We start from the raw sequence: 24548 nt of genomic DNA on the forward strand, positions 1-24548 counted from the left end.
ACTTGTCGAGAACGCATGTTGCAATCGGGCTTCGATTCGTCAAACCTGGCATTTGACGACGTGTCGATCTCGCCCGATCGGACTTCTGTTATGCGCGATAGGGCTCGAAGCCGTACAGCCGCTCAGGGTTGTCGACGAAAATCGACTGTCGCACGGCCGTGTCGTCAACCCATTCGTCGAACTGGTCGATGAGGTCCGTATCGTCGGGCATCGGGACCGCATGGGCCGGATGCGGCCAGTCGGTACCCCATACCAGCTGGCGCGGGTTCGCCTCGATCAGCGCATCGATAAACGGCCGCGTATCGACATAAGGCGTCGCGCGAAGTCCGGTGCTGCGATAGGTGCCCGACAGCTTGACCCATGCGAGCCCTTCGCGAACCAGCGCGAGCAGATTCCGGAAGCCCGCATCATGAATGCCCTTGTGCGCCGGCACGTGACCGAGGTGGTCGAACACGGCGGGCACGCCGAGGCGTTCGACGAATCCGGTCAGGTCCGTAAGCGTCGACACGTCCGCGAGAAATTGCAGATGCCAGCCGAGCCCGCGAATCCGGTGCGCGAGCGTTTGTGCGGTCTCGAGCGCGAGGCCTGCGCCGAACAGCAGATTGAGGCGCACGCCGCGCGCGCCGAGCCGATGGAACTCGGCGAGATCGTTATCGCCGGCGCCGGGTTCGACCACCAGCACGGCGCGCATCGGCAGACGGCTGTCCGCGATCGCCTGCAGGCTGCGCCGGTTATCCATGCCATACGGGCTCGGCTGGATGATGACCGAGCGCGCGATGCCGAAGCTGTCCGCGAGCGCTTCGTAATCGGCGAGCGTCGCGTCGGGCGGCGTATAGCTGCGATCAGGCGCGTACGGCCATTGCTGCTCGGGACCGAATATGTGGAAATGACAGTCGACGGTGCCGGCCGGCAGCCGTTTTTTCGGCGCGCGCAATAGCGGGCGAGCAGGAGCGCAGACGGGGATGCTCACAAAAACGACCTCCATGGATAGCAGACAACGAACGAAAAAAGGCAATGCGATTCGCGGCGTGCCGAGCGCGGACCGGTAAAGCCGCGCCCGGCATGCCGACGATGGTTCACGCGACGCTCAAGGCTTGACGGTTGCCGATACCTTCGTCAGCTTGAACAGATCCGCGGGCGCCTGGCAGTGCTGGCAGTTCACGCCCGGCACGTTCGGCGCCTCCTTCACGACGTTGGCCGGCAGCGGCTGAATCGTCGCGCCCGGCGTCGGCGTGCCGTGCAGCGCCGAATTCAGCGACAACTCGGGCGTCAGGACCGGATCGAACACTTCGGTGTTGAACGAGTCGGGCACCTTCGTCGACGGAAATGCGTTGCAGCCGTTCACGAACGAGTCGCCGGTGCAGACCTTCACCTTGTCGGCGGGCACCCACGGCAGCGGGTACTCGATATTGTGCACGGTCACTTTGCGCTTGCCGGTCAGCTCTTCCATCATGAGCTTGAACGCATAGCCCGACACGTTGATCGGATCGCCGGACGAGATGCCGTCGAGCCCGCGCTTGCGCAGGTCCGGATTCGCGAGTGCAAGCCGGAAGCCATTGGTGTTCTCGCCCGTCACGGGCACGAGCTTTTTCTGGCCGCTGGCGAGCAGCGCCGCGACGATGCCATCTTCGCCGTTCTCGCCGAAAATCGCGTCGACATCGGGGTGCGCGGCAAGCGCCTTGGCGGTTTCCTGCTGCGTCGTCTGGCTATTCCACATGCCGTAGTACTCGGCGACGACCTTGATGTTCGGATATTTCCTGAACACGCTCATGGCGCCGTCGTAATTCATCTTGTCGACCGAATTGCCCGCCACGCCGCGATCGATGAACACATTGCCCTTGCCGTTCAGCTTGTTGACGAGCCACTGCGCCGTGTTTTGCGCGAAGCCCGCCGTGATGTAGCTGACCGTGCGCGCGCACGGCTCGGTGACGGTGCCGCTGTACGTGTACACGAGCACGTGCTTTTCGCACGCTTCGTGAATCGCGCGGTTCAGGCCCGTCGATGAAATCGGGAAGGTGATGATCGCGTCGGCGCCGGCCGACACCATGCTTTGATACGCGGCCGCCTGGGCCTGCACGTCGGTGCCCGAAATCACCGTTTTCAGATCCACGAGCTTGTCGTACGGCGGCGTGGCCGCCAGCGCCTTGATCAGGTTCGACGTCTCGGTCTGATAGCCGTTGCCGCTGTAGCTCATGCTCAGATAGACCTTGTACTTTTTCGGCGGCGTTTGCGCGTGTGCGGCGGTGCCGGCAAACGCTGCGACGGTTAGCGCGGCGGCGCATTGCGCGAGGGCGAAGCGGATTCTCATGTTTCCTCCGTATGTCTTTTAGGATGTCCCGGTCTTCAGGGTGGTGCTTCAGGATCGTTTTGATTGCGAGGCAATGCCACTGCGCTTGAAGAGCGTGGCGAGGTCGTCGCGCAACAGCACGAGCGCAACGAAGATCACGACGCCGTAGACGATCGTGCGCCAGCCTTGCGCGATGCCGAGCGAGGCGACGATGGTCGATAGCGTGGTGAGCAGGATGGCGCCGGCAGCGGCGCCGAGATACAGTCCGCGGCCGCCGACAATCGAGGTGCCGCCGATCACGACGGCCGCCACCGACGGCAGCAGGTAGCTCTGGCCGAGCGTCAGCGTGACGCCGCGCACGTAGCCGAGCATCAGGATGCCGGCAAGTCCCGCGCTCGCGCCGCTGATCGCATAGGCGGCGATCGTCAGCCGGTGCACGGGCAGGGCGGCAACGTAGGCGGCAGTCGGATTCGTGCCGAGCGCATAGAGCTTGCGGCCGAAGCCGGTGCGCATCTGCAGGAAGCAGCCGGCCGCGACCGCCACCACCATCAGATAGAGAATCGGCGTGCCGGCGGACGTGTTCGCGAACAGTGCCGACAGCGCGGCCGACGGTTGCCCGGTCGGCGTGCCTTGCGTGAAGCCGAGCGTGACGCCGTAGAGGATCACACCCATCGCCAGCGTCATGATGAACGGCGGAATCTTCACGACGCTGACGCCGATGCCGCTCAAGGCGCCGAGTGCGGCGGTGATCAGCAGAATGGCGGGCACGCCCCAGACCACGGCCGCATCCGATGCGCCGATCCACTTGAACGCGAGCACGCCGCCGAGCGTCATCATCGACGCGATGCTCAGATCGAGGCCGCCAAGCAGAATCACCATCTGCTGGCCGAACGCGACCACCATCAGGAAGCTCGAGATCACGAGAATCGCCTTCATCTGCGCGAGGCTGCCGAAATTCGGGCCGAGCGCGCGCGACGCGACGATCAGCGCGAACGAGATCGCGAACAGCGCGATCGAGGTGCGTACGTCGCGATCGAGCCGGGCGATCAAACCGGGCGCGCGGTGACCGTCGCGCGTGTCGGCGGGCCGGCCGCCGGTCAATGGCGTTTGTGTCATGCGTGGGCCTCCCCGCGAGTGGCGACGCGTGCGAAAAATACGGCGACCACGACCGCCGCGATCATCACCACGCCCTGGAAAATGCCGGTGTAGAACGACGACACGCCGGTGGAAAACAACACCTTCTGCAACAGCGTGAGCGTCAACGCCCCGAGCATCGAGCCGGCCACGCCGCCGCGGCCGCCCGCGAACGACGTGCCGCCGAGGGCGATGGCCGCGAACACGAGCAGCAGATACGGGTCGCCGGCGTTCGGCGTGCCGGTCGACGTCAAGGCGGTCAGCATGAAGCCGGCCAGCCCGTAGCAGACGCCCGCGAGCATGTATGCGACGAGCTTCACGCGCCGGACCGGCACGCCGGCGAGCAGCGCGGCCGATTCGTCGGCGCCGGTCGCATAGAGGCCCACGCCCCAGTCGGTCCGCCGCAACACGCGCCACAGCGCGTAGACGGCGACTGCGATCGCGAGCGCGACCGGAACGATGCCGCCGATGCGATCGGTCATCGTGTAAGTCATGAAGTCCGATACGTCGCCGCCCGGCGCATCGAGAATCAGCAGCGTGACGCCCGAGCAGACGATCATCGACGCAAGCGTCAGCGCGATCGATTGCAGGTTCCAGTACGCGACCAGATAGCCGTTGACCGCGCCGACCGCGGCACCCGCGGCGACCGCGATCGCAGCGCCTTCGAGCGCGCCCGCGGGGCCGCTGCCGCCGTGCACGGCGACCAGCACATTGGTCAGCGACACGACGCCGGCCACCGACAGATCGAAGCCGCGCGTGAGCACGACGAGCGTGCCGCCGGCTGCGGCAAGCGCGAGCGGCAGGCTGTTGTTGAGAATGTCGGTCAGCACCGTTGCGCTGAGCGCGTCCGATTGCGTGGCCGCGAAAATCACGGTCAGCACCGCGAGGATCACGATGATGACGGTCGTGCCGTCGCCGAGCGTGCGCCGATACCACGGATCCGGGCGCAGCGTCTGGCCCGTGCGGGCAGACGGCGCGCAAGAGGAGGGGCTGTGGTTCATTGGATCTTTGCTCCATGTCCAGCGGCGAGCGCGACCAGCCGTGCTTCGGAGAGTTGCTCGCCTGCCGCTTCGCCGGCCACGCGTCCGCCGTAGATCACGACGCAGCGGTCGGCGAGATGAATGAGTTCGGCCAGTTCGGTCGAATAGACGAGCGCCGCGCCGCCTTGCGCGACGAAGTTGCGGATCACGTCGTAGATCACCGCCTTCGTGCCGACGTCGACGCCGCGCGTCGGATCGAACAGCACCAGATAGCGCGCGCCCGACATCAGCACGCGGCCGATCAGCGCCTTCTGCTGGTTGCCGCCCGAGAGCGCGCCGATTTTCAGCTTCAGATAGCGGCTCGCGAGATCGACGCGGCCCGCTTCGCTGTCGACCACGGCCTGTTCGCGCGCGCGATCGACGATGCCGAAGCGGCCGAGCCGGCCGAGCACCGGCAGCGTCATGTTGGTGTCGGTGCGCAAGCCGAGAAACACGCCTTCGGTCTTGCGCTCTTCGGGAACGAAGCCGATGCCGGCCTGCGCCGCGGCCGCGGGGCTTGCGAGGCGCACCTGCTTGCCGTCGATGCGGATTTCACCGCTGCGCACCGGCGCGAGCCCGGCCAGCATCCGGAACAGATCGCGCTGGCCTTGCCCTTCGAGCGCGGCCACGCCCACGATTTCGCCCTTGCCGACGCTCAGCGAGATGTCCGCGACCGTGCCGCCGGCGAGGTGCCTCACGCCGAATGCTTCGGGCTGCGATGCTTTGGGCGCGTGGCGCGCCGCGTGTGCGTCGCGTGCCGCCGAGCCCACCATCATCTGGAAGATGCCGGCGTCTTCGATGCCGGCCAGCGACACGGTCTCGATGCTTTCGCCGTTGCGCAGCACGGTGCCGCGGCGGCACAGGCGGCGCACCTCGGAGAGCCGGTGCGAGATGTACAGCACGCCGGTGCCGGCTGCCGTGAGGCGCTCGAGAATATCGAACAGCCATTGCGGGTCGGCGAGCGCCGCGGTTGGCTCGTCGAGCACGAGCAGCCGCGGCTCGCGCGCGACCGCGCGCATGATTTCGATGCGCTGCTTTTCGGCCAGCGACAGCGAGCGCACCGGCACGCCGGGATGGATATGCGCGAGGTCGTAGGCGGCGAGCATCGCGGCGGCGCGTTCGCGGCTTTGCGCGACCGACACGAGGCCCGCCGCGCCTTTCGCCTGGCGCGGCAGCATCAGGTTTTCGGCGACGCTCAGATTCGGCAGCAGGCTCAGTTCCTGGAACGCGGTCGAGACACCTGCCGCGCGCGCGGCCATCGGATCGGCCGGCGCATACGGACGGCCGTCGAGCGTCAGCGAACCGGTGTCCGGCGCGACGATGCCCGACAGCACCTTGACGATCGTCGACTTGCCCGCGCCGTTTTCGCCGAGCAGCGCGTGGATCTCGCCCGGTTCGATGTCGAACGAGACGCGGCGCACGGCGACCGTCGCGCCATACGACTTCGCGATGCCGCCGATCTCGAGAATTCTCGGTGCGCCGCCCGCGGACGATGCGGGCCCGGACCGCGCGAGCGCGTCAGCCATTGTAGACACCGCCGTCGATGCCGAACGACTGCGCGGTCACGTAAGCCGATTCGTCCGACGCGAGATAGACGAACAGCGGCGCGATTTCGTCGGCGCGCGCCTGACGGCCGAGCGGCACCAGCGCGGCGATTTTCTGCTGCTGCGCGGACTCGCCGCCCATGAAGTCGATCGCGGGCTGATTGAACGCGGTGTCGACCCAGCCGGGGCAGATCGCATTGACGCGGATCGCGTCGGGCGCGAGTTCCATCGCGAGCGCCGTCGTGAACGCGATCACCGCGCCCTTGGACGCCGAGTAGGCGACGAGACCGGGACCGCCGCGCTTGCCGGCCAGCGACGACATATTGATGATCGAGCCTTTGCCTGAGCGTTTCAGATGCGCAACGGCGTGTTTCGCGCCGAAGAAATGGGCGCGCGCATTGACCGCGAAGAGCGCGTCCCAATCGGTCTGACTGAATTCCGCGATCGGGCCCGAGCGCTGCAGGCCGGCGTTCTGCGCGAGCACATCGAGGCCGCCGAGCCATTCGACGCCTTGCGCGATCAGATTCGCGACGCTCGCTTCGCTGCTCACGTCGACCTTGACGAAATGCGTCGCGCTGCCGAGCTCCGCGACGACGGCGCGTCCGGCGTTTTCATCGATATCGCCGATCACGACGCGCGCGCCTTGCGCGACGAAGCTGCGCACGGCTTCCTTGCCGATATTGCCGATGGCGCCCGTGATGACGATGCGCTTTCCCGAGAGACGACCTGACATGGTTGGACTCCTGACTAAAGAGGATGACTAGCCGCGCGAGTGCGCGAGCAGGAAGCGTTCGAGCAGCGTGTTGCAGAGCTCGGGGCTCTCCATCGTCGGCATATGCGCTGCGTCCGGGACGATCTGCAGCTCGGCGCCCGGAATCGAGCTGGCGATGCGCTCGAGCACGGGCAACGGCGTCGATGTATCCGCTGCGCCGGCAATCACGAGCGTCGGCACCGCGATGCGGCCGAGCCCTGCGGCGATCGTCATGTCGCGAATCGCCGCGGCGCAGCCGAGATAGCCGTCGAGCGAGGTGCCGAGGACCATCGCGCGCATCTGCGCCATCAGTTCGGGTTGCGACTGCCGGAAGGCCGGCGTGACCCAGCGGTCGACCGTCGCCTCGACGAGCGGCGGGATGCCGGTCTCGCGCGCTTCGACGATGCGCGCCTGCCACGAGGCCTTCGGCGCGTCGCTCGTCGTCGCGCACAACGCGAGGCTCGCGAGCCGCTCGCCGTGCGCGGCGCCGAATTGCTGGCCGATCATGCCGCCGAGCGAGAGGCCGACGTAATGAGCCTTGTCGATATCGAGCGTATCGAGCAGCGCGAGCACGTCTTGCGCGAGCAGCTCGAGCGTGTATTCGCCGGGCGTCGTACCCGATCCGCCGTGGCCGCGGATGTCGTAGGCGAGCACGTTGAACGAGCGCGACAGCACGTCGATCTGCGGCTGCCACATCGACAGGTCCGCCGCCAGTCCGTGGCTCAGCACGACGACCGGCGCGCCGGCTGGGCCGGTCAGCGAGTAGCGCGTCTGGATGCCGTTGGTTTCGGCCGTTCGAAGCATGTCTCCGTGTCCCTTTTTGCGTTTGTTCGGCTTGCGATCCGGCAGTGCCGGAAGGCGACGGAGACCGAGTCTCGATTTTGTCGACAATTTTGTCAATTTAATTGTGGTCAAGGTAAACGCCAATACTGTCAACCATGGAGACCGGTAGAATGCGCGGCAATATGGCTGCAAGCGGGCCCGCCGTGCTGCGGCAGCGCCCAGACGACAACGGATCGAGGGAGAGGGCTTGGTTACACGGACGGACACACAGGCGGCGCAACTGGTCGAGGGCATCAAGACGGACATCATCATTGGCCGTCTGCGGCCGCATCAGCGGCTCGTCGAAGAGGAGATCAGCGCGCAGTTCGGGGTGTCGCGCCATGTGCTGCGCGCAGCGCTCATGCAACTCGAGGGAATGGGCCTTGTCACGCGGCGGCCCAATCGCGGCGTGATCGTGCGTGATTTCTCGCTTGCCCAGGTCGAGCAGATCTACGAAGTCCGGATGATTCTGCAGCGCGAGGCGGCCTTGCGGATTCCCATGCCGGCGCAACCCGAGGCGCTTGCGGAAATCGAGGCGATCCACGCCGAATATTGCCGCGAGCTCGACGCGGGCAATCTGCTGCAGGTGAACGTGCTCAACGACGCCTTTCACCGGCGCATCTGGGCGACCTGCCCGAATCAGTACCTTGCCGAAACGATCGAAAAATTGTGGGTCGAGACAACCGGCATCCGCTGGTACGGCGTCGGCGACCCGCAACTGCTCACGCATTCGCGCGAGCATCACGCGACGATGATCGAGCAGTTGCGCAGCGGCGACCGCGAAGGTTTCGTCGCACTCGCCGTCGACCATATCGTGCCGCCGCTCGATGCGTTCAGGCGCGCGCATCGCACCAGTGCGTCGTTCATGGCGCCCGCCCAGCCGGAACGGAGACCGGATGAAACCGACCTACGAGATTCTCGTGCAGGGAAACAACCTGCGCCTGAAAAACGACTTCCTCGGCATCGCTAATGTCACGCTGATTCGAGGCAAAGACGGCCTGATCCTGTTCGATACCGGCGGCTACATATCGCGGCTCGGGCTGCTGAAGGCGCTTTCCGATCGCGGTCTCGCGCCGGCCGATATCGGCACGGTGTTTCTGTCGCATCTGCATTTCGACCACGCGCACAACGTCGATCTGTTCGCGCATGCGCGTTTCGTCGTCAGCGAACGCGAATGGGAATACGCGGCCCACCCGCATCCGCACGACCAGCTTTTGCCGTGGGGGATCCGCGAGCAACTGTCGAAGTCAAAGGTCGAGTTTCTGAGCGGGGAAGGGCAACTCGACGCCGGGGTCAACTTCTTCCCGGCGCCGGGCCATACGCCGGGCTGCTACGGCCTCGAACTCGAAACCGCGGAGCGCGGCCGCGTGATCGTTGCCGGCGACGCGATCAAATACGCCAAAGAAGCGATTCTCAAACGCTGCGACATGGCGTTCGACGAAGTCGACGTCGGCACGCGCACGATCCAGCGCATTCTCGAGCGCGCCGATCGTATCGTGCCGGGCCATTTTCCCGAACTGATCCGGCAGCCCGACGGCAATTTCATCTGGGAAGACCCGGCGCCGTTCGAACTTCTCGTGCGTTAGCGGCGCGCGCTGGGCGGATGCCGACCGACACCTTAGACCGACACCCGGACCCGAGTCGGGCCGCCGGTCAGATCCCGCCCATGCAGACGTTCGCGAGCGCAATCACTTCGTCGTCGGAGCGGAAGCGAAAGATCGCGGCGAGCGGCCCGAACGTCTCGTCTCGGGCCAGTTGCATCTTGTGCGGGTGTTCTTCGCGACGATCGGCGCGAAGCGTTGCGGCGCATTGCGTGCATTGCATCGCCATACGCAGGTTCACTCGACGTCGCTTGCGGTTTCCTTCAGCACGTCTTCGAGAATGGCGATGGCTTCGTCGAACACGTGGTCCTCGATGGTGAGCGGAAACAGGAAGCGAATCACGTTCGAATGGACACCGCACACGAGCAGCAGCAGGCCGCGCTCGAGCGCGCGCGACTGCACGCGCTTCGTGAACGCCGCATCGGGCTCGTGCGCGGCGCCTTGCTTGCCGAACTCGACCGCGATCATCGCGCCCGGGCCGCGTACATCGGCGATTTGCGGCACCGCTGCGCGAAGTTCTTTCAGTGTGGCCTTCAGGCGTTCGCCGAGCAAAGCCGCGCGATCGCACAGCGCCTCGCTATCGATGATGTCGAGCACCGCATGCGCGGCCGCGACGGCGAGCGGGTTGCCCGCGTAGGTGCCGCCGAGTCCGCCCGGCGCCGCCGCGTCCATGATCTCGGCGCGGCCCGTCACGCCCGATAGCGGCATACCGCCGGCGAGGCTCTTGGCCATCGTCATGAGGTCGGGCACGACGTCGTAGTGTTCCATCGCGAACAGCTTGCCCGTGCGCGCAAAGCCGGTTTGCACTTCGTCGGCGATCAGCAGCATGCCGTGCGTATCGCACAGCGCGCGCAGGCCGCGCACGAATTCCGCCGGCGCCGGGTGGAATCCGCCTTCGCCCTGCACGGGCTCGAAAATGATCGCTGCGACGCGCTGCGGATCGATGTCGGCCTTGAACAGATGCTCGAGCGCCTTCAGCGAATCGGCCGTCGTGACGCCGTGCAGCGGGGTCGGGAACGGCGCGTGAAAGACATCGGGCGGAAATGGCCCGAAGCCGAGCTTGTACGGTGCGACCTTGCCGGTCAGCGCCATGCCCATCATCGTGCGGCCGTGAAACGCGCCGGTGAACGCGATCACCCCCGGGCGGCCGGTGGCGGCGCGGGCGATCTTCACCGCGTTCTCGACCGCTTCGGCGCCGGTCGTGAAAAACGCGGTCTTTTTCGCGTGCTTCCCGGGCGTGCGCGCGTTGATCTTTTCGGCGAGTTCGACATACGAGCGGTACGGCACGACCTGATACGCCGTGTGCGTGAAGCGATCGAGCTGCTCGCGAATCGCCGCGACGATTTTCGGATGACGATGGCCGGTGTTGGTCACCGCGATGCCGGCCGCGAAGTCGATGAAGCGGCGGCCTTCGACATCCCACAACTGCGCATTGAGCGCGCGCTCGGCGTAGAAGTCGCACATCACACCGACGCCGCGGGGCGTCGCGGCGTCTTTACGCTGTTGCAGTTCGGAATTGGCGGTACTCATCGAGACTCCTCGTGACGCGGTTGGGGTGCGCTGCGCTGCTTGCGTGCACGAGCGACCGATGTCGCCGACTATAACCAGCTTTGGCTCCTGATTAGAGAGCCATCTTTGCGAAAACAAAGGAGCCATTGGTGCCGGGCACGATGTTGTCCGACTGGCTGGCGCAGCGCCTCGATCGCCGCGGCGAGCAGCCGCTGCATCGGCATTTGCATCGACTACCGCGCGCCGGGCGAGGCGCCGCAAACATCGTATGCGGGCGGCAACCGCCGTGATTCGATCGAGCAGTTTCCTGAGCCGCGATGCGATTCACGCGGCGCATGTCGGGCCGTAATCTTCACCCATGCCGTCGACAACGGTAACCCGACAGGAGGCAGCACATCATGAAGCGTTTAGCCCGGATTCTCGCGATTGCATCGTTTGCCGCAGTTCCGCTTTTTATGCCACGCAGCCGACGCAGAACACGTCTCGCGGGCTCATGTGCGCGCCGAACTGTTCGCCGCTGCGCGCACCGGTCAGCATCCGCAAGTCTATGCGCACTATCCGGAAGCTGCGCCGGACCGGGGCATTGCGTATGCGGCACGCCATGCGCAGGCAACCGATGGTGATACCTCATATGGCGCATCGACGACGGGCCGCAGTGCATCGGGCAAGCGTGCGAGCGCCGACGGAAGTGTCGACGATCGGTCGCAGTTCGATCGGTTGTACAACCATCCTTGATGCTTACAAGTTCAGGACTTCATTCCCCGAGGACATCGATCGTGGTCGAAACTTTTGCTTTCGCGTATGCAGCAGTGGAACTGAACCCGGCGTGAAGCCGGGTTCATGCTTTATGGCGGCAGTGAGTGTGGCATTGTCGCCGGTGCATTTGCGTTTGCCCGCGGGTCGGCCCTTTGCGTCGCCTGAATGCCGTAGTTCGACTACAAAAATACTCGATCGGTCATGCAATGCAATTCTTCTCGACGTAAGGCATTCGTAGGAATTCCGGGCGGTCATCAGCCAGGCATACTGCGTGACCGAACCACATTGTGGCTCTATTTCCTTTCTATTAATAAACAATCGTATTTCATTGCGCTGTCTGTTATGCGCCGCCGTAACACCAGCGAGGCCGCTACAGGGGAAAGCCCTGACGTGAAAACACGGACGCACCTCCGAAAGCTTTTATAAGATGTTTGGAGTTTTGCTACATCGCCACGACTGGCGACATCCGTGGCGCGGCCTCTCGAGGCGCGGCACGATCGTCTGCGGCGACCCGTGCCGCGATGCTCGCACCTGTCCGATGGCACAACACCGTTCGACGAACCGGTGGTGATCGCGCTCGCCTATTAAGTAGTCCACATATATGGATGGAGGAAGATATGAGGATCGTTCGCTGGCCGGCCGCCGCGCTGATGGTCGCGCTCGCCGCATCTGCGCATGCAACCGTTACGGGCAAGGATTCACCCTATCCGTTGCCGCAGCCGTTGACGGCCGCAGCCGAGGATTTTGGCGCGCACGCGCGCGCCGACATGCTCGTCAAGAAAATGACGCTGGATGAAAAGCTACAGCTCATCCATTCCGAGTATCAGATGTCCGATGTGCCCGGCGGCGGCGCCGGCTACATTCAGGGGGTGCCGCGTCTGGGCATTCCCGATCTGAACATGATCGACTCGTCGACCGGTTCGGGAAGCACGACTCAGCCTAGTACGACGTTCCCTGCCACGATCGGCCTGGCTGCGAGCTGGGACCCGTATCTCTCGCACGAGTTCGGGGCTGTGATTGCCGATCAGTTGCGCGAGCAGGGTTTCGGTATGGGCCTGGGCGGCGGCACCGACCTCGCGCGTGACCCGCGTGGTGGCCGCGCGTTCGAATACCTTGGCGAAGACCCCGTGCTCGCGGGTGTCATGCTCGCCGCGCGTACGGTTGGCACGCAGAAACGTCACGTTATCGCGACCATCAAGCACTATGTGCTCAACGATCAGGAAACGGGCCGCAACGGCGGCAACAGCCAGGCCGACGAGCGAACCATGCGCGAGCTGTATCTGCTGCCGTTCGAGATCGCCGCGAAAGAAGGGCGTCCGGGCAGCGTGATGTGCAGCTATAACCGGGTGAACGGAATTTACGCGTGCGAGAATCCGCATATTCTGAACGACGTGCTCAAGAACGACTGGGGCTTCGAGGGGCAGGTTCAGTCGGATTGGGGTGCGCCGCAAAGCACGGCGCCATCGATCAACGCTGGCCTCGATGAGGAGGAGGACGTCGGTCCAACCGTGTATCTGACACCTGCACTCGTCAAGCAGGCGCTCGCGACGCATCAGATCACGCAACAGCGCCTGGACGATATGGTCAGGCGCAAGCTGTACGTGATGATCCGCGTCGGCGTGTTCGACCATCCGGCCAAGGGCGGTGCGACGATCGATTTCGCGAAGTATCGTTCGTTTGCGCAGTCGGCCGAAGAGCAATCGATCGTATTACTGAAGAACGACAGCAACCAGTTGCCGCTCGCCGCGCCTGCACTGAACCGAATTGCCGTCATCGGGGGCCATGCCGATGTGGCCGTGCTTACCGGTGGCGGTTCGGGCAATACGCGAGATCCGGTCACCGGTCACTTTTCCGGATGCGGCGGTCTTGTGTTCCCGCGTCAGACAGGCTGCGGCTGGTGGCCCAATCCGTGGCTGACGATTCCCGTGCCGATCGTCCAGGCGATCCAGCAACTCGCGCCTGCCGCGAAAGTGAGCTTCGCGGGCAACACCGATCAGACGCAGCCATACCGCAACTACACGCAACAGGAGATCGATCAGGCCGTCGCGCTGGCTCGCCAGTCCGATGTGGCGCTCGTTGTCGTTACGCAGGAAGGAGGGGAGGATTTCGGCGAACTGGAAAGCCTGAGTCTTGCGAACCCGGGCAACCAGGATCAGCTGGTTGAAGCGGTGGCGAAGGCGAACCCGCATACGGTGGTCATCGTCGAAAGCGGCAATCCGGTGTTGATGCCGTGGAAGGACGACGTGGCTGCGATCGTGGAGGCCTGGTACCCGGGCGAGGGCGGCGGACAGGCGATCGCCAACGTGCTGTTCGGCAAGGTCAATCCGTCGGGCAAATTGCCTGTTACGTTCCCGGTTCGCGACCAGGACACGCCGACGTGGGGCTCGAACGGTGAGATTCCTACCGATCCGATTTACTCGGAAGAACTCGACATGGGCTATCGCTGGTATGACGCAAAGAACATCCAGCCGATGTTCGAGTTCGGCTACGGCCTCTCGTACACGCACTTCAGTTATTCGGATCTGTCGGTCAAGCGCGGTCCGGACCATACGCTGACGGCCTCGTTCAAGGTACGTAACGACGGCCGTGTAGCGGGAGCGGAAACGGCTCAGGTCTATCTCGGCGTGAACTACAACGGCGAACCGCCGCGGCGCCTCGTGGGCTGGGAAAAGACGTACCTGAAGCCCGGCGAAGCGAAGCAGATGCACGTCACGGTCACGCAGCGGGGGCAGAGCGTCTGGGATACGGCGCATAACGACTGGAAGTACGTGCCGGGCAGTGCGGTGTATGTCGGCGCGTCGTCACGCGATATCAGGCTGCAAAGCCGCTAACGTGCGCGGTACACCGGAGTGCCGGCACTGGGGCACTCCGGGTTGCGAGACAACCGGCTGCATGAGTGGATGGCTGCTCACACGGGCGCATTTGCGATATCGCGATATGTGAACCGGTCGTAGTAAACGAAAGCCGTATATCCGGCCGCGTTCAAGACGCCTCGCTGATGAACTTGAAGCTGTGCACGAAGGTTCGCGCGCCTATTTGCGCGGGGCCTTCGACCGCTTCCGGTCCACGCGCAATCTGTACTGAAACGTTCCGCCCTTGAAATACAGATACTCGAAATCGATCGGCTGCCGCTCGCTGTCATAGGTGAGCCGTTCGACACGCAGCACCGGTGCGTCCTTCTTCAACTCGAGCGCGCGCGTAATAGGGGAGTATGCCGGAATCGCGTCGATGTTCAGATCGGCACCGCCCAGCGCAACGCCGCAGTCGTTCTCAAGAATCAGAAAAATGTCGCGCGTGGCCAGGTCGGCGCGCTTGACCTTTCTTCCCAGTGCTTCCGGAAGGAAGGTGATTTCGTAGGACGTAGGCTCGCGATTGACGAGCCGCACCCGGCGAATCTCGGCGACCGCGGTGCCCGGTTCGAGCGCCAGCCGCGACGCGACTTCCTCACTGGACGCGACGAAGTCGAACGACACCACACGGTTGACGATTTCGTGTCCGTCGCCCGACATCGATTCGGCAAATCCCTGCAACGACGTGATGTTCTGAACCGTCTTCGGTTGAGAAACAAAGGAACCCTTGCCGTGCACCTTGAAGATCAGCCCCTCCTTCTGCAGATCGCCCAACGCCTGCCGGATCGTGATGCGGCTGACTTCGAACATGTCCTGCAACTCGCTCTCCGAGGGCATGCGGCTGTGAGGCGCATATTCGCCATCGAGAATGCCAGCGCGTAGTGCGTCCTTGATTTGCTGGTAGAGAGGAACAGGCGAGTTTGACTCGAATATGGGGCGGCGGGTGTGCATGGTCGATGAGTGGCGGGCACGGAAATCTCAACCGTGTAGCGGTGAGGTTCGTTGATTATACCGTCGCGCAAGTGTCAGCGCGCGAGCCCACCAATTATCGCAAGTCACGATCGCTGCTTACCTTTCCGGCTTACCTTTCCATTTGGCATTGTATTTGCATTTTCCGCGAAATCATATCGTGTCATAACGTGTTGACGTATGCTTCGGCTTCGTCTTCGGCGTCCCTTCCATGATGCGACGGAGCGGAGAAGAGATTGAATACCTTGCCTGCCTTGCTGACTGCCTTCACAGCCGCGTATGTGTCGACCAATGTCGATGGCTACGTGCTTCTGCTTAACTTCTTTAGCGACGCGCGTTATCGCGCCTATGAGATCGTGACGGGCCAGTTCGTCAGCGTGGCGGCGCAGATGGCTCTTTCCATTGCGATCGCTCAATCCGCGTGGCTGCCGGACGCGCCGTTCATCGGCCTGGCTGGCATCGTGCCGCTCGTCGCGGGCGTGTCGCGCATTGCCCGGATCGGCCGACGCCGTGGGCCCGAGAGTCGCAGCGGAGAGCCCGAAGCGATGCCGCGAGCGGGCGGCGCGGGTCGCGCGCTCACGGTGGCGATCGTCGCAACCTGCGGTGCGGTCGACAATGTGCTGGTTTACTCGAGTTTGCTGATCGGCAGGCCTTTGGCGGAGATTTCGTCGGTCGCTGCGATCTTCGTCATGCTAACCGTGCTTTTATGCGCTAGCGCCTTCCTGACCTCACGCTCGCACCTCTCGATCGCCGTGCTGCGCCGCGTGGCGACGCGTATCGCTCCATTCGCGACGACGGCGATAGGCCTCTCTTTGCTGATCCGCTTCGATACGTTGGGATGGATCTATTCGCTGGCTTGAACCGTTAAACGGCACGTGTCGCCGTGCACCACGGCGACACGCGGAATGCACCGTGTGCCGCAGCCAAGTTCGGAAGTGGGGCGCGCAGAGGCAAAAAAAGCGGGTGAATCCCAAGGTTTTGGCAGCGAAAAAGCATGGCATATCTTTTGCCTTATCCAGATCAACTTGTAATGACGAGTTATATCGACGGCCATGCCTACAGCTGATCTGACTTTTACCGGGACGAACGTTGCGCCGGCAACCGCGTCGCCCGAGCATCTCGGCGGACCGAGCCCGATGTATGCGCAGATTGCGGATATTCTGCGCAACCGCATCTTGCAGGGTGTATATCGTCCGCATCAGCAGATGCCGTCGGAGAGCGAACTGATGCATGCCTTTGACGTGAGTCGCATAACGGTCCGGCAGGCATTGGGGAACTTGCAAAGCGAAGGGCTGATCTTTCGCATTCATGGCAAGGGGACTTTCGTGTCACGACCACGGGCATTCCAGGATCTCGGCAGCCTGCGCGGGTTCGGAAGCGCAATGCGTGAAATGGGCTACGAAACGCATTCCAAGGTGCTGTCGCTGAGAACCATCGTACCGCCCAAACACGTGCGTGAACGTCTCGAGAGCGCCGAGCGTGTCACGGAACTGAAGCGTCTGCGGTTCCTGAACCGGGCGCCGATCTCGCTCGACGTGTCGTACCTGCCCTCCGAAATCGGCATGCGCGTCGCACGCGCCGATCTCACGAATCGCGATGTGTTTTCGGTGCTCGAAAACGACTGTCAGATCGCGCTCGGCCATGCCGATCTGCGGATGTGCTCGGTGCTTGCCACGGCAGAGCTGCTCGGCCTGCTCGGCGGGGAAGAAGGCTCGCCGATCCTGTTTATCGAGCGCGTCATTCATACGAGCGCAGGATTGCCGCTCGAATACGAAGAACTGTATTACCGGGGAGACGCCTTCCAGTTCAAGGTGCACGTCGACAGGCAGACGCCTCGCGCCGAGATTTGAGTTTGCGGGTGGATCACGTTCGGGGCACGACCGGCATCGCGGTCGTCACTTTCCGGCACACGCTGCACTGAACCGTTTCATGTCGTTCAATCTTTAGGATTACATCATGCGAATCAGAGACTTGGCAGGTCACACACTATGCTGTGCTTCACTCGTCGCGATAGGCTCGGTGCTGGCGTCTGGAACATCCGCGCACGCGGAAACAATTGACATCGGCATCGGCACGCAGGACACAACGACCAATACAGTCACCGGCGGAATCATCATCAAGCAGCTCGGTCTGCTGGACAAATATCTTCCGCATACGGGCAAATACAAGGGCGTCACCTACAACGTGACGTGGCAGAACGCGACCTCCGGGCCGCCGATCACCAACGGCATGATCGCCGGCAACCTGCAGATCGGCATGATGGGCGACTATCCATTGCTCGTGAACGGTGCGACCGGACACGCGACGGGCAACGACACGGAGCTCGTCGCCGTGATCGCATATAACGCGCAAGGCGGCGGAAATGGCGTTGTCGTGCCCAAGGATTCGCCCTACTACGACCTGCGCGACCTGAAAGGCAAGCGGGTATCGGTGCCGTTTGGCTCCGCCGCTCATGGCATGCTGCTCGCTGCATTGCAGAGCCGAAACTTGCCTCGCGACTATTTCGCGCTCGCGAACCAGTCGCCCGAAGTGGGCAGTACGAGCATTCAGGAAAAGCGCGTCGATGCACACGCCGACTTCGTCCCTTTCGCCGAACTGCTCCCTTATCGAGGTTACGCACGCAAGATTTTCGACGGCGCAGAAACGGGCCAACCCACGTTCCATGGTGTTGTCGTTAGAAAGGACTTTGGACAGAAATATCCGGAGATCGTCACCGCTTACATCAGGGCTCTGATGGATGCGAACGATTGGGTGCGAAAAAACCCGGAGCAGGCAGCGCGGAAGATTGAAGCCTGGACCAGGGTCGACAAGGAAGTGGCCTACATTTTTCTCGGCCCGGGTGGTATCGATACGCTCGATCCGACCATCAAGCCACGCTGGATTGCCGCGCTGAAAAAAGACTATGCGGTGCTCAAACAGCTCGACATGATCAAGGACCTCGACATTGACCATTGGGTCGACGACGCGTTCGTACGAGAAGCGTTCAAGGAATCGGGCCGCGACTACGGTGCACAGCTGGCGAGCTTCGCGAACTATCAGGTCCAAGGCAAGGACACCGTCTGCAATGCGCCGGTCAGCAACCCGTCGCAGGCCGGCCAGATATGGATCCACGGTGGAGATGTCGTGCCGTTCAGTTCGCCGGCTTGCACGCTTGAAGGTGTGAACCAGTACCGCGCACAAGGCAAGAAGCTTAACGCCGTCTATCTGACGGACAAGACGCTTGGCATAAAGGTCTTCGCAGACGATGCGTTCTACGCGCTCGGTGGCGAGGGCACCACGAATCCCGACCTCGAGCCGTTCCTGCTCAAGCGCGACGCCGAAGCGAGCGCGAAGAAGTCCGGCGCCAAGGTGGTGAACTTCACACAGGCGTTGAACGCAATCGGCAACGGGGGGAAATGAGATGGAACGCTCGCTCGATCTTGAACTCAAGAATCGCGTACCGGGACTGCCCGCAGCGTCTGGAAACAGAGCTCGCAGGAGCCGCCGCTTCAAGGCACCCACGCTGGACAGTGCGCAGGCACTCGGCGTCAAGACAGCGTTTGCTGCTCTTTCGATCGGCGTGGTGATCATGCTGTGGTATCTCGGCACGCGTTATCACGTGCAGTTCTATATCCGTTTTCAGAACGTGCCCACACCGTACGATGTCTTTCGTGAAGCCGTGCATGTCATCGGATCCAACACGTTCGGAAAGAACATCGGCAACAGCTTGCGTCGCATCTTTATAGGCTTCGCCATCGCGGTCGTTGCGGGCGTGGGCGTGGGCCTGATGATCGGCCGCTATCGCATCGTCAACCAGTTGCTGATGCCGGCGATCGAAGTGCTGCGCCCCATTCCGGCGATAGCGTGGGTCCCGATGTCGATCATGCTATGGCCGACCACCGAGTCTTCCATCGTATTCATCACGTTCATCGGGGCGTTTTATCCGATCCTGCTCAATACGGTCGATGGCGTCGAGTCGCTCGACGGCGTGTTGATGCGCGCGGGCCGATGTCTTGGCGCAAGCGAGGTCCAGCTTTTCTGGCATGTGATCCTGCCGGGCGTGTTACCGAACATATTTACCGGGCTCGCGGTGGGCATGGGGGTCGCGTGGGTGTCGCTGATCGCAGCCGAAATGATCTCCGGGCAGTACGGCGTCGGCTATTACACCTGGGAAGCGTATTCGCTCGTCAACTATCCCGCGATCGTGCTCGGCATGATTACCATCGGCGCACTCGGCCTGCTGTGCAGCGGCGCCATTCGACTGGTTGGCCAGTTGTCGATGCCGTGGCTCGCTTATGTCAACGGAGCGCGCAAATGACGAACACCAATAAAGGACGCCTCGACTGCCGCAATATCGGCGTCGTATTCGGCTCGGGCGACGAGCAGACCGAAGCGCTCAAGGATGTGTCGATTTCCGTCGAGCCGCACGAATTCGTCTCGCTGGTCGGTCCTTCCGGTTGTGGCAAGTCATCGCTATTGAGCATCGTCGCGGGCTTTACGCACCCGACACGCGGCATGGCCACGCTGGATGGCGTGCCGATCAGAAAGCCCGGTGCGGAGCGCGGCGTCGTGTTCCAGCAGTATTCGCTATTCCCGTGGCTGCGCGTGAGAGAGAACGTGGAGTTCGGCCTCAAGATGGCAGGCGTCTCGCGCGACAAGCGCGAAGGCACCGCGCGCACGCTGCTCGGGCTTGCGGGCCTGCTGGCTTTCGAAAACCATTATCCCGACCAGCTTTCGGGAGGCATGAAACAACGCATAGGCATCGTCCGGGCGCTCGCAGCGAATCCGCAGGTGCTGTTAATGGACGAGCCGTTCGGTGCACTCGACACGCAAACGCGCTCCGTGATGCAGGAGATTCTGACGAACATGTGGCAGCGCTTCCGTCTGTCGGTGCTGTTCATCACCCACGATATCGAAGAGGCGGTCTTTCTGTCCGACCGCATCTACGTCATGACGGCGCGTCCCGGCCGCATCAAGGCGGAAATTCGTGTGCCTCTGCCGCGCCCGCGTACCGCTGCGATGTTTGACACGATGGAGTTCACCGAACTCGTTCATCGCCTGAAGAACCTGATTCGGGAGGAGTCGCTGGCGGCGATGGGATCGGAACTGCAAAGCGGCGGTATCGAGGGATTCAGCATCGACATGGGCCCGAACGGCGTAGAAGAGATGCTCTGAGCCCGTTGAAATGAAAAACGGAAGAGCACATGGCACTTCAAGTTAGCATCCCTAAAGGAGGGCGGGGATTAACGCTCTCGATCCAATGGAGTATTAAATGAGCAAAAAACCGAACATCCTGTTCTTCCATGTCGACAATCTTGGCATGGGTGAGCTCGGCTGCTACGGCGGCGGCAAGCTGCGCGGTGCAGATACGAAGCGCATCGACAGTTTCTGCAAGGAAGGCATGAAGCTCACGCACTACGTGGTCGAACCACAATGCACGCCGACGCGCTCCGCCTTGATGACGGGCCGTTACCCGATCCGCTCCGGCAACCACACGATAGCGTTAGGCGGCAACGGCGGCGGCCTCGTGACGTGGGAAATCACGATCGCCGAGCTGCTGGCCAAAGGCGGCTACAAGTCGTCGTGCCTCGGCAAATGGCATATCGGGGCGGAGGATGGCCGCTTTCCCACCGATCACGGCTTCGACGAATGGTACGGCCCGCTGCGCACCTACGATGAATGCATGTGGCTCGAAGACCCTCACTATGTTCCCGAGCGCGACGGTTACTCGCACATGCACGAGGGCTTCAAGGACATAGGCACGAAGCCGCTGCTCGACGAGCAGCTCACGATGGAAACCAAGAAGACCTGCGATCTCGAGTATCAGAAGCGCGGCATCGACTTCATGCAGCGTTGCGTGAAGAACGACGAGCCGTTCTTCCTCTACTTCAATCATTCGCTGATGCACTTTCCGATGTCGCCGCGCGACGAGTTCGTCGGCAAGAGCACCAACGGAGACTGGGGCGATTGTCTCCTCATGCTCGATCACGACTTCGGCGTGCTGCTCGACGAACTGGACCGCCTCGGCGTCGCCAACGACACCATCGTCATTCTGTGCGGCGACAACGGCGCGGAAGATCACCTCGCGGGCCGCGGCACGGGCGGCTTCTTCGATGGCTCGTACTTCAGCTCCGCGGAAGGCGGCATCCGCACGCCGTTGCTGGCACGCTGGCCCGGTCGCATCCCGGCGGGTGTCGAGAGTAACGAGATGGTGCATGTCACCGACATGTTCACCACGCTGCTGAACTTCGCCGGCGAAGAGCCGCCGAAAGACCGGCTTATCGACGGCAAGGACCAGACGCAGTTCTTCCTCGGCGAGCAGACCCACTCGAACCGGGATTCGTGCATGGTGTGGCTCAAGGACGAATTGCATGCGGTCAAGTGGAAGGACTTCAAGATCAACTTCAAGCGTCAGCAGCATTTCCACGATCCTGAACTGCCGCTCGGCTTCGCGCGCATTACGCATTTGCAGGAAGACCCGAAGGAACGCGAGGCCGTGAATCAACGTTACGTGCGGTGGTGGGTCATGCAGCACGCGCATCGCGTCGTGCGCGATTTCGACGAGAGCGTGAAGCAGGAAGAGCTGATTCCGCCGGGCTCCGCACTGGAATTCGTGCCGAAGTCGGTCTTCAACTCCTGATGCCATGAGTGCGCCGATGAGGGACACGAAACCCGCAAAACGTGTATGCTGCTGCGCTCAGGCGAAGGCGGCGGCGCACGCGCCATCGATCGACGCCGGTCATATCGAAGGCATGGTGTTGATTACCGGCGGGGACTTCACGATGGGGTCCGATGTTTTCTATCGCGAGGAACGTCCGTCGCGGCGCGCCACGGCGCCCGATTTCCGGATCGACGCGCATCCTGTGACGAACGCGCAGTTCAAGGCGTTCGTCGATGCCACCGGCTATCTCACCGTATCCGAGCGGCAACCCGATCCGGCGTTGTATCCCGATGCCGATCCCGCGTTGCTTTGTCCGGGTTCGCTGGTCTTCATGCAGCCGTCATCGCGGGTCGGTCTGCGCGACTACCGGAACTGGTGGGCGTACGTGCCAGGCGCGAACTGGCGTCATCCGCAAGGGCCGCAGAGCGATCTCGAAGGTCTCGCGGATCATCCGGTGGTGCATGTGGCGTATGCGGATGCGAGCGCGTATGCAGCGTGGGCCGGCAAGTCGCTGCCCAATGAAATCGAGTGGGAATACGCGGCGCGCGGTGGCCTCGATGGCGCCGCGTATCCGTGGGGCGACGACCCCGCTCCTGAGGGACGGCAAATGGCGAACACATGGCAAGGCGAGTTTCCGTGGCAAAACACGGCGCTCGACGGCTATGAGCGCACCTCGCCGGTAAAGGCGTTTCCGGCCAACGGCTACGGTCTTTACGACGTCGCGGGCAACGTGTGGGAATGGACTAGCACGCGTTACGGCAGCGCGCCGGGCGTCGAGGAAACGAAATCATGCTGCGTGCCGTCGTCGGGGCCTGGCGAGCCCGGCGTACGCCATGTCGTCAAGGGCGGCTCGCATTTGTGTGCGCCGAGTTATTGCCTGCGTTATCGGCCTGCCGCACGCCAGGGCCAGACGCTCGATACGTCGACGAGCCATATCGGCTTTCGATGCGTTGTACGCGTGTGATCGCTGCGCACGCTCGGCGCACGCGTCGTCGAAGTGCGGCGCGTGTTACGTTGCAAACCAACAGAGTACTGTCATGACACATCCTGTGAGCAGGATAGAAGCACTGCGCGCGTCGTCGCGCATCACCTTGCCCGCATCACGCGCAGAACTGCTACGCGAAGTGCTTGCGGGCGTGGTGACCAGCCTCGCGCTGATTCCCGAAGTCATCTCTTTCGCTTTCATTTCGGGGGTTGAACCGCATGCGGCGCTGTTCGCATCCGTTGTGCTGCTGATCGTCACGTCGCTGCTCGGCGGGCGTCCCGCGATGGTGACAGCCGCGGCCGGCTCCGTCGCGCTCGTTATCGGGCCCATGGTGCAAGCGCACGGCACGGGCTACATTTTTCCCGCGGTGCTGCTCGGCGGCCTCATCCAGGTGGCGTTCGGCGCACTCGGTCTCGCGCGCATCGTGCGCTTCATTCCACGCTCGGTCATGCTCGGCTTCGTCAACGCGCTCGGCATTCTCATTTTCAGCGCGCAGTTGCCGCATCTTATCGACAAGCCCGCCGCGGTTTACGTGCTATTCGCTATCACGATCGCGATCGTCCTGCTCGGGCCGCGCGTGACTCGCGCGGTGCCGGCGCCGCTGATCGCGATCGTCGTCGCGACGGGGCTCGCGATCGTATTGCACTGGGCGGTGCCGACCGTTGGCGGCGATCATCCGGTGCCGGCGCAATCGCCGGGCTTGACGCCGTGGAGCGTGCCTTTCGATCTGGCGACCTTGAGGATTGTCTGGCAGACGGCCATCAGCATCGCGTTCGTGGGGCTGCTGGAAACGCTGCTGACCGCGAAGCTCGTCGACCAGATGACCGAGTCGCGCTCGAACAAGACGCGGGAATCGTGGGCGCTCGGCGTGGCCAATCTGTGCGCAGGCGCATTCGGCGGGATTGGCGGTTGCGCGATGATCGGGCAGACAGTGGTGAACGTCGGCATCGGCGGAGCACGCACGCGCGTATCCACGCTGGCGGCCGCGTTCACGCTACTGCTGCTGATGACGTGCCTGAGTTCCGTGATGGCGCGTATTCCGATGGTCGCTCTCGCGGCGGTGATGATGGTCGTTGCCGCAAAGACCGTCGACTGGCACAGTCTGCGCCCCGCGACGCTCAGGCGCATGCCATTGATGGAAACGTCAGTCATGCTCGTATCGGTCGCGCTAACCGTCCATACCGGCAATCTGGCGCTCGGCGTGGTCGGCGGGGTGCTTCTCGCGACGGTGCTGTTCGCGCGGCGCGTGGCGCATGTGGTCGAGGCCACGCGCACGATATCCCCCGACGCAAGCGTGCGCTATGAAGTGCACGGGCCGCTCTTCTTCGGGAGCAGCAACGATCTGGTGGATCGCTTCGAGTACGCGAACGATCCTCGCAAGGTCATCATCGATTTTTCGAAGTCCCAGATATGGGACGCCTCCACGGTCGCCGCTCTCGATTCGATCGAACAGAAGTATCGTCAGCACGACATCGACGTGCAATTTGTGGGGTTTGACGAACGCAGCTCCGCATTCCATGCGCGCCTGAGCGGAAATCTCAATGTCGGCTGATCCGGGACTTCGGCTCTCGAGCCGACGGATTGGAATGCGCCGGGCCACTTCTGCGGGGCCGCGTCGACCACGATCATCTGCTCGCCGCCCAAGGAGAGCGGCGCATCAGGGCGCTGAAATCCATGCGAAC

Annotated in this window: 21 protein-coding genes and 1 pseudogene; 12 read left to right on the forward strand and 10 right to left on the reverse strand. The window is 63.1% G+C overall.

Features of this window, described 5'->3' with window-relative positions; translation table 11 throughout:
• Positions 1-88: 88 nt before the first annotated feature.
• The 7 genes from BTO02_RS29035 to pcaD all read right to left on the reverse strand — a co-directional run bounded on the left by BTO02_RS29035 (position 89) and on the right by pcaD (position 7539).
• Positions 89-970 (reverse strand): amidohydrolase family protein, encoded by an 882-nt coding sequence (locus tag BTO02_RS29035; RefSeq protein ID WP_232243574.1) that lies wholly within the window; start codon positions 968-970, stop codon positions 89-91.
• Between the two features lie 117 nt (positions 971-1087).
• Entirely contained in the window at positions 1088-2308 is a 1221-nt protein-coding gene (locus BTO02_RS29040; RefSeq protein ID WP_075160514.1) for a sugar ABC transporter substrate-binding protein, read from the reverse strand.
• Between the two features lie 48 nt (positions 2309-2356).
• Positions 2357-3403, reverse strand: coding sequence for an ABC transporter permease (locus BTO02_RS29045; RefSeq protein ID WP_075160515.1), 1047 nt, complete (start codon positions 3401-3403; stop codon positions 2357-2359).
• Entirely contained in the window at positions 3400-4422 is a 1023-nt protein-coding gene (locus tag BTO02_RS29050) for an ABC transporter permease (protein ID WP_075160516.1), read from the reverse strand. Before BTO02_RS29050 ends, BTO02_RS29045 begins: the two co-directional genes overlap by 4 nt.
• A complete protein-coding gene (locus BTO02_RS29055) occupies positions 4419-5966 on the reverse strand; it encodes a sugar ABC transporter ATP-binding protein (RefSeq protein ID WP_075160517.1) in 1548 nt (515 codons plus the stop codon). Before BTO02_RS29055 ends, BTO02_RS29050 begins: the two co-directional genes overlap by 4 nt.
• Positions 5959-6717, reverse strand: coding sequence for an SDR family NAD(P)-dependent oxidoreductase (locus BTO02_RS29060; protein ID WP_075160518.1), 759 nt, complete (start codon positions 6715-6717; stop codon positions 5959-5961). Before BTO02_RS29060 ends, BTO02_RS29055 begins: the two co-directional genes overlap by 8 nt.
• 27 nt (positions 6718-6744) lie before the next feature.
• Entirely contained in the window at positions 6745-7539 is a 795-nt protein-coding gene (pcaD, locus tag BTO02_RS29065; protein WP_075160519.1) for a 3-oxoadipate enol-lactonase, read from the reverse strand.
• A 226-nt stretch (positions 7540-7765) separates the two neighbouring features.
• On the opposite strand from pcaD, the gene BTO02_RS29070 reads away from it, so the two are divergent.
• Entirely contained in the window at positions 7766-8527 is a 762-nt protein-coding gene (locus tag BTO02_RS29070; RefSeq protein WP_083615426.1) for a GntR family transcriptional regulator, read from the forward strand.
• Positions 8454-9143, forward strand: a complete 690-nt coding sequence (locus tag BTO02_RS29075; RefSeq protein WP_075160520.1) for an MBL fold metallo-hydrolase — start codon at positions 8454-8456, stop codon at positions 9141-9143. The genes BTO02_RS29070 and BTO02_RS29075 overlap by 74 nt, the downstream gene beginning before the upstream one ends.
• A gap of 88 nt (positions 9144-9231) precedes the next feature.
• Here the strand turns inward: BTO02_RS29075 and BTO02_RS35300 are convergent.
• Positions 9232-9318, reverse strand: a pseudogene (locus tag BTO02_RS35300) (aldehyde dehydrogenase family protein); the annotation flags it as partial.
• 77 nt (positions 9319-9395) lie between these two features.
• Complete coding sequence (locus BTO02_RS29085) at positions 9396-10688, reverse strand: 4-aminobutyrate--2-oxoglutarate transaminase (protein WP_075160521.1); 1293 nt, start codon at positions 10686-10688, stop codon at positions 9396-9398.
• A gap of 405 nt (positions 10689-11093) precedes the next feature.
• On the opposite strand from BTO02_RS29085, the gene BTO02_RS29090 reads away from it, so the two are divergent.
• Both BTO02_RS29090 and BTO02_RS29095 read left to right on the forward strand, forming a co-directional pair.
• Entirely contained in the window at positions 11094-11402 is a 309-nt protein-coding gene (locus tag BTO02_RS29090; RefSeq protein ID WP_156884018.1) for a hypothetical protein, read from the forward strand.
• 638 nt (positions 11403-12040) lie between these two features.
• Complete coding sequence (locus BTO02_RS29095) at positions 12041-14254, forward strand: glycoside hydrolase family 3 C-terminal domain-containing protein (protein ID WP_075161490.1); 2214 nt, start codon at positions 12041-12043, stop codon at positions 14252-14254.
• Positions 14255-14455: 201 nt separating this feature from the next.
• On the opposite strand, the gene BTO02_RS29100 is transcribed toward BTO02_RS29095, so the two are convergent.
• Positions 14456-15223, reverse strand: coding sequence for a GntR family transcriptional regulator (locus BTO02_RS29100; RefSeq protein WP_075160523.1), 768 nt, complete (start codon positions 15221-15223; stop codon positions 14456-14458).
• Positions 15224-15477: 254 nt separating this feature from the next.
• On the opposite strand from BTO02_RS29100, the gene BTO02_RS29105 reads away from it, so the two are divergent.
• From BTO02_RS29105 to BTO02_RS29140, 8 genes are all read left to right on the forward strand, one after another.
• The gene (locus tag BTO02_RS29105) at positions 15478-16101 is read left to right on the forward strand and encodes a cadmium resistance transporter (protein WP_083615427.1); all 624 of its coding nucleotides are present in this window, start codon (positions 15478-15480) and stop codon (positions 16099-16101) included.
• 192 nt (positions 16102-16293) lie between these two features.
• Positions 16294-17091, forward strand: coding sequence for a GntR family transcriptional regulator (locus BTO02_RS29110; RefSeq protein WP_083615428.1), 798 nt, complete (start codon positions 16294-16296; stop codon positions 17089-17091).
• 106 nt (positions 17092-17197) lie between these two features.
• Positions 17198-18640, forward strand: a complete 1443-nt coding sequence (locus BTO02_RS29115; protein ID WP_075160525.1) for an ABC transporter substrate-binding protein — start codon at positions 17198-17200, stop codon at positions 18638-18640.
• Position 18641: 1 nt separating this feature from the next.
• Positions 18642-19538 (forward strand): ABC transporter permease, encoded by an 897-nt coding sequence (locus BTO02_RS29120; protein ID WP_075160526.1) that lies wholly within the window; start codon positions 18642-18644, stop codon positions 19536-19538.
• A complete protein-coding gene (locus tag BTO02_RS29125) occupies positions 19535-20395 on the forward strand; it encodes an ABC transporter ATP-binding protein (protein WP_075160527.1) in 861 nt (286 codons plus the stop codon). The genes BTO02_RS29120 and BTO02_RS29125 overlap by 4 nt, the downstream gene beginning before the upstream one ends.
• A 97-nt stretch (positions 20396-20492) precedes the next feature.
• Positions 20493-21860: an arylsulfatase gene (locus BTO02_RS29130; protein ID WP_075160528.1), complete on the forward strand. Its 1368-nt coding sequence runs from the start codon at positions 20493-20495 to the stop codon at positions 21858-21860.
• Positions 21861-21876: 16 nt separating this feature from the next.
• The gene (locus tag BTO02_RS29135; RefSeq protein ID WP_198039281.1) at positions 21877-22845 is read left to right on the forward strand and encodes a formylglycine-generating enzyme family protein; all 969 of its coding nucleotides are present in this window, start codon (positions 21877-21879) and stop codon (positions 22843-22845) included.
• 73 nt (positions 22846-22918) lie between these two features.
• The gene (locus BTO02_RS29140) at positions 22919-24418 is read left to right on the forward strand and encodes a SulP family inorganic anion transporter (RefSeq protein WP_075160529.1); all 1500 of its coding nucleotides are present in this window, start codon (positions 22919-22921) and stop codon (positions 24416-24418) included.
• Positions 24419-24548 lie beyond the last annotated feature (130 nt).

The organism is Paraburkholderia sp. SOS3 (assembly GCF_001922345.1).
Lineage (GTDB): Bacteria > Pseudomonadota > Gammaproteobacteria > Burkholderiales > Burkholderiaceae > Paraburkholderia.

What these genes read in the sequence shown, in the direction of transcription:
- BTO02_RS29040 (WP_075160514.1), bottom strand. Translation starts at nt 2,308, where the DNA reads ATGAGAATCCGCTTCGCCCTCGCGCAATGCGCCGCCGCGCTAACCGTC.
- BTO02_RS29045 (WP_075160515.1), bottom strand. Translation starts at nt 3,403, where the DNA reads ATGACACAAACGCCATTGACCGGCGGCCGGCCCGCCGACACGCGCGAC.
- BTO02_RS29050 (WP_075160516.1), bottom strand. Translation starts at nt 4,422, where the DNA reads ATGAACCACAGCCCCTCCTCTTGCGCGCCGTCTGCCCGCACGGGCCAG.
- BTO02_RS29055 (WP_075160517.1), bottom strand. Translation starts at nt 5,966, where the DNA reads ATGGCTGACGCGCTCGCGCGGTCCGGGCCCGCATCGTCCGCGGGCGGC.
- BTO02_RS29060 (WP_075160518.1), bottom strand. Translation starts at nt 6,717, where the DNA reads ATGTCAGGTCGTCTCTCGGGAAAGCGCATCGTCATCACGGGCGCCATC.
- pcaD (WP_075160519.1), bottom strand. Translation starts at nt 7,539, where the DNA reads ATGCTTCGAACGGCCGAAACCAACGGCATCCAGACGCGCTACTCGCTG.
- BTO02_RS29075 (WP_075160520.1), top strand. Translation starts at nt 8,454, where the DNA reads ATGAAACCGACCTACGAGATTCTCGTGCAGGGAAACAACCTGCGCCTG.
- BTO02_RS29085 (WP_075160521.1), bottom strand. Translation starts at nt 10,688, where the DNA reads ATGAGTACCGCCAATTCCGAACTGCAACAGCGTAAAGACGCCGCGACG.
- BTO02_RS29095 (WP_075161490.1), top strand. Translation starts at nt 12,041, where the DNA reads ATGAGGATCGTTCGCTGGCCGGCCGCCGCGCTGATGGTCGCGCTCGCC.
- BTO02_RS29100 (WP_075160523.1), bottom strand. Translation starts at nt 15,223, where the DNA reads ATGCACACCCGCCGCCCCATATTCGAGTCAAACTCGCCTGTTCCTCTC.
- BTO02_RS29110 (WP_083615428.1), top strand. Translation starts at nt 16,294, where the DNA reads ATGCCTACAGCTGATCTGACTTTTACCGGGACGAACGTTGCGCCGGCA.
- BTO02_RS29115 (WP_075160525.1), top strand. Translation starts at nt 17,198, where the DNA reads ATGCGAATCAGAGACTTGGCAGGTCACACACTATGCTGTGCTTCACTC.
- BTO02_RS29120 (WP_075160526.1), top strand. Translation starts at nt 18,642, where the DNA reads ATGGAACGCTCGCTCGATCTTGAACTCAAGAATCGCGTACCGGGACTG.
- BTO02_RS29125 (WP_075160527.1), top strand. Translation starts at nt 19,535, where the DNA reads ATGACGAACACCAATAAAGGACGCCTCGACTGCCGCAATATCGGCGTC.
- BTO02_RS29130 (WP_075160528.1), top strand. Translation starts at nt 20,493, where the DNA reads ATGAGCAAAAAACCGAACATCCTGTTCTTCCATGTCGACAATCTTGGC.
- BTO02_RS29135 (WP_198039281.1), top strand. Translation starts at nt 21,877, where the DNA reads ATGAGGGACACGAAACCCGCAAAACGTGTATGCTGCTGCGCTCAGGCG.
- BTO02_RS29140 (WP_075160529.1), top strand. Translation starts at nt 22,919, where the DNA reads ATGACACATCCTGTGAGCAGGATAGAAGCACTGCGCGCGTCGTCGCGC.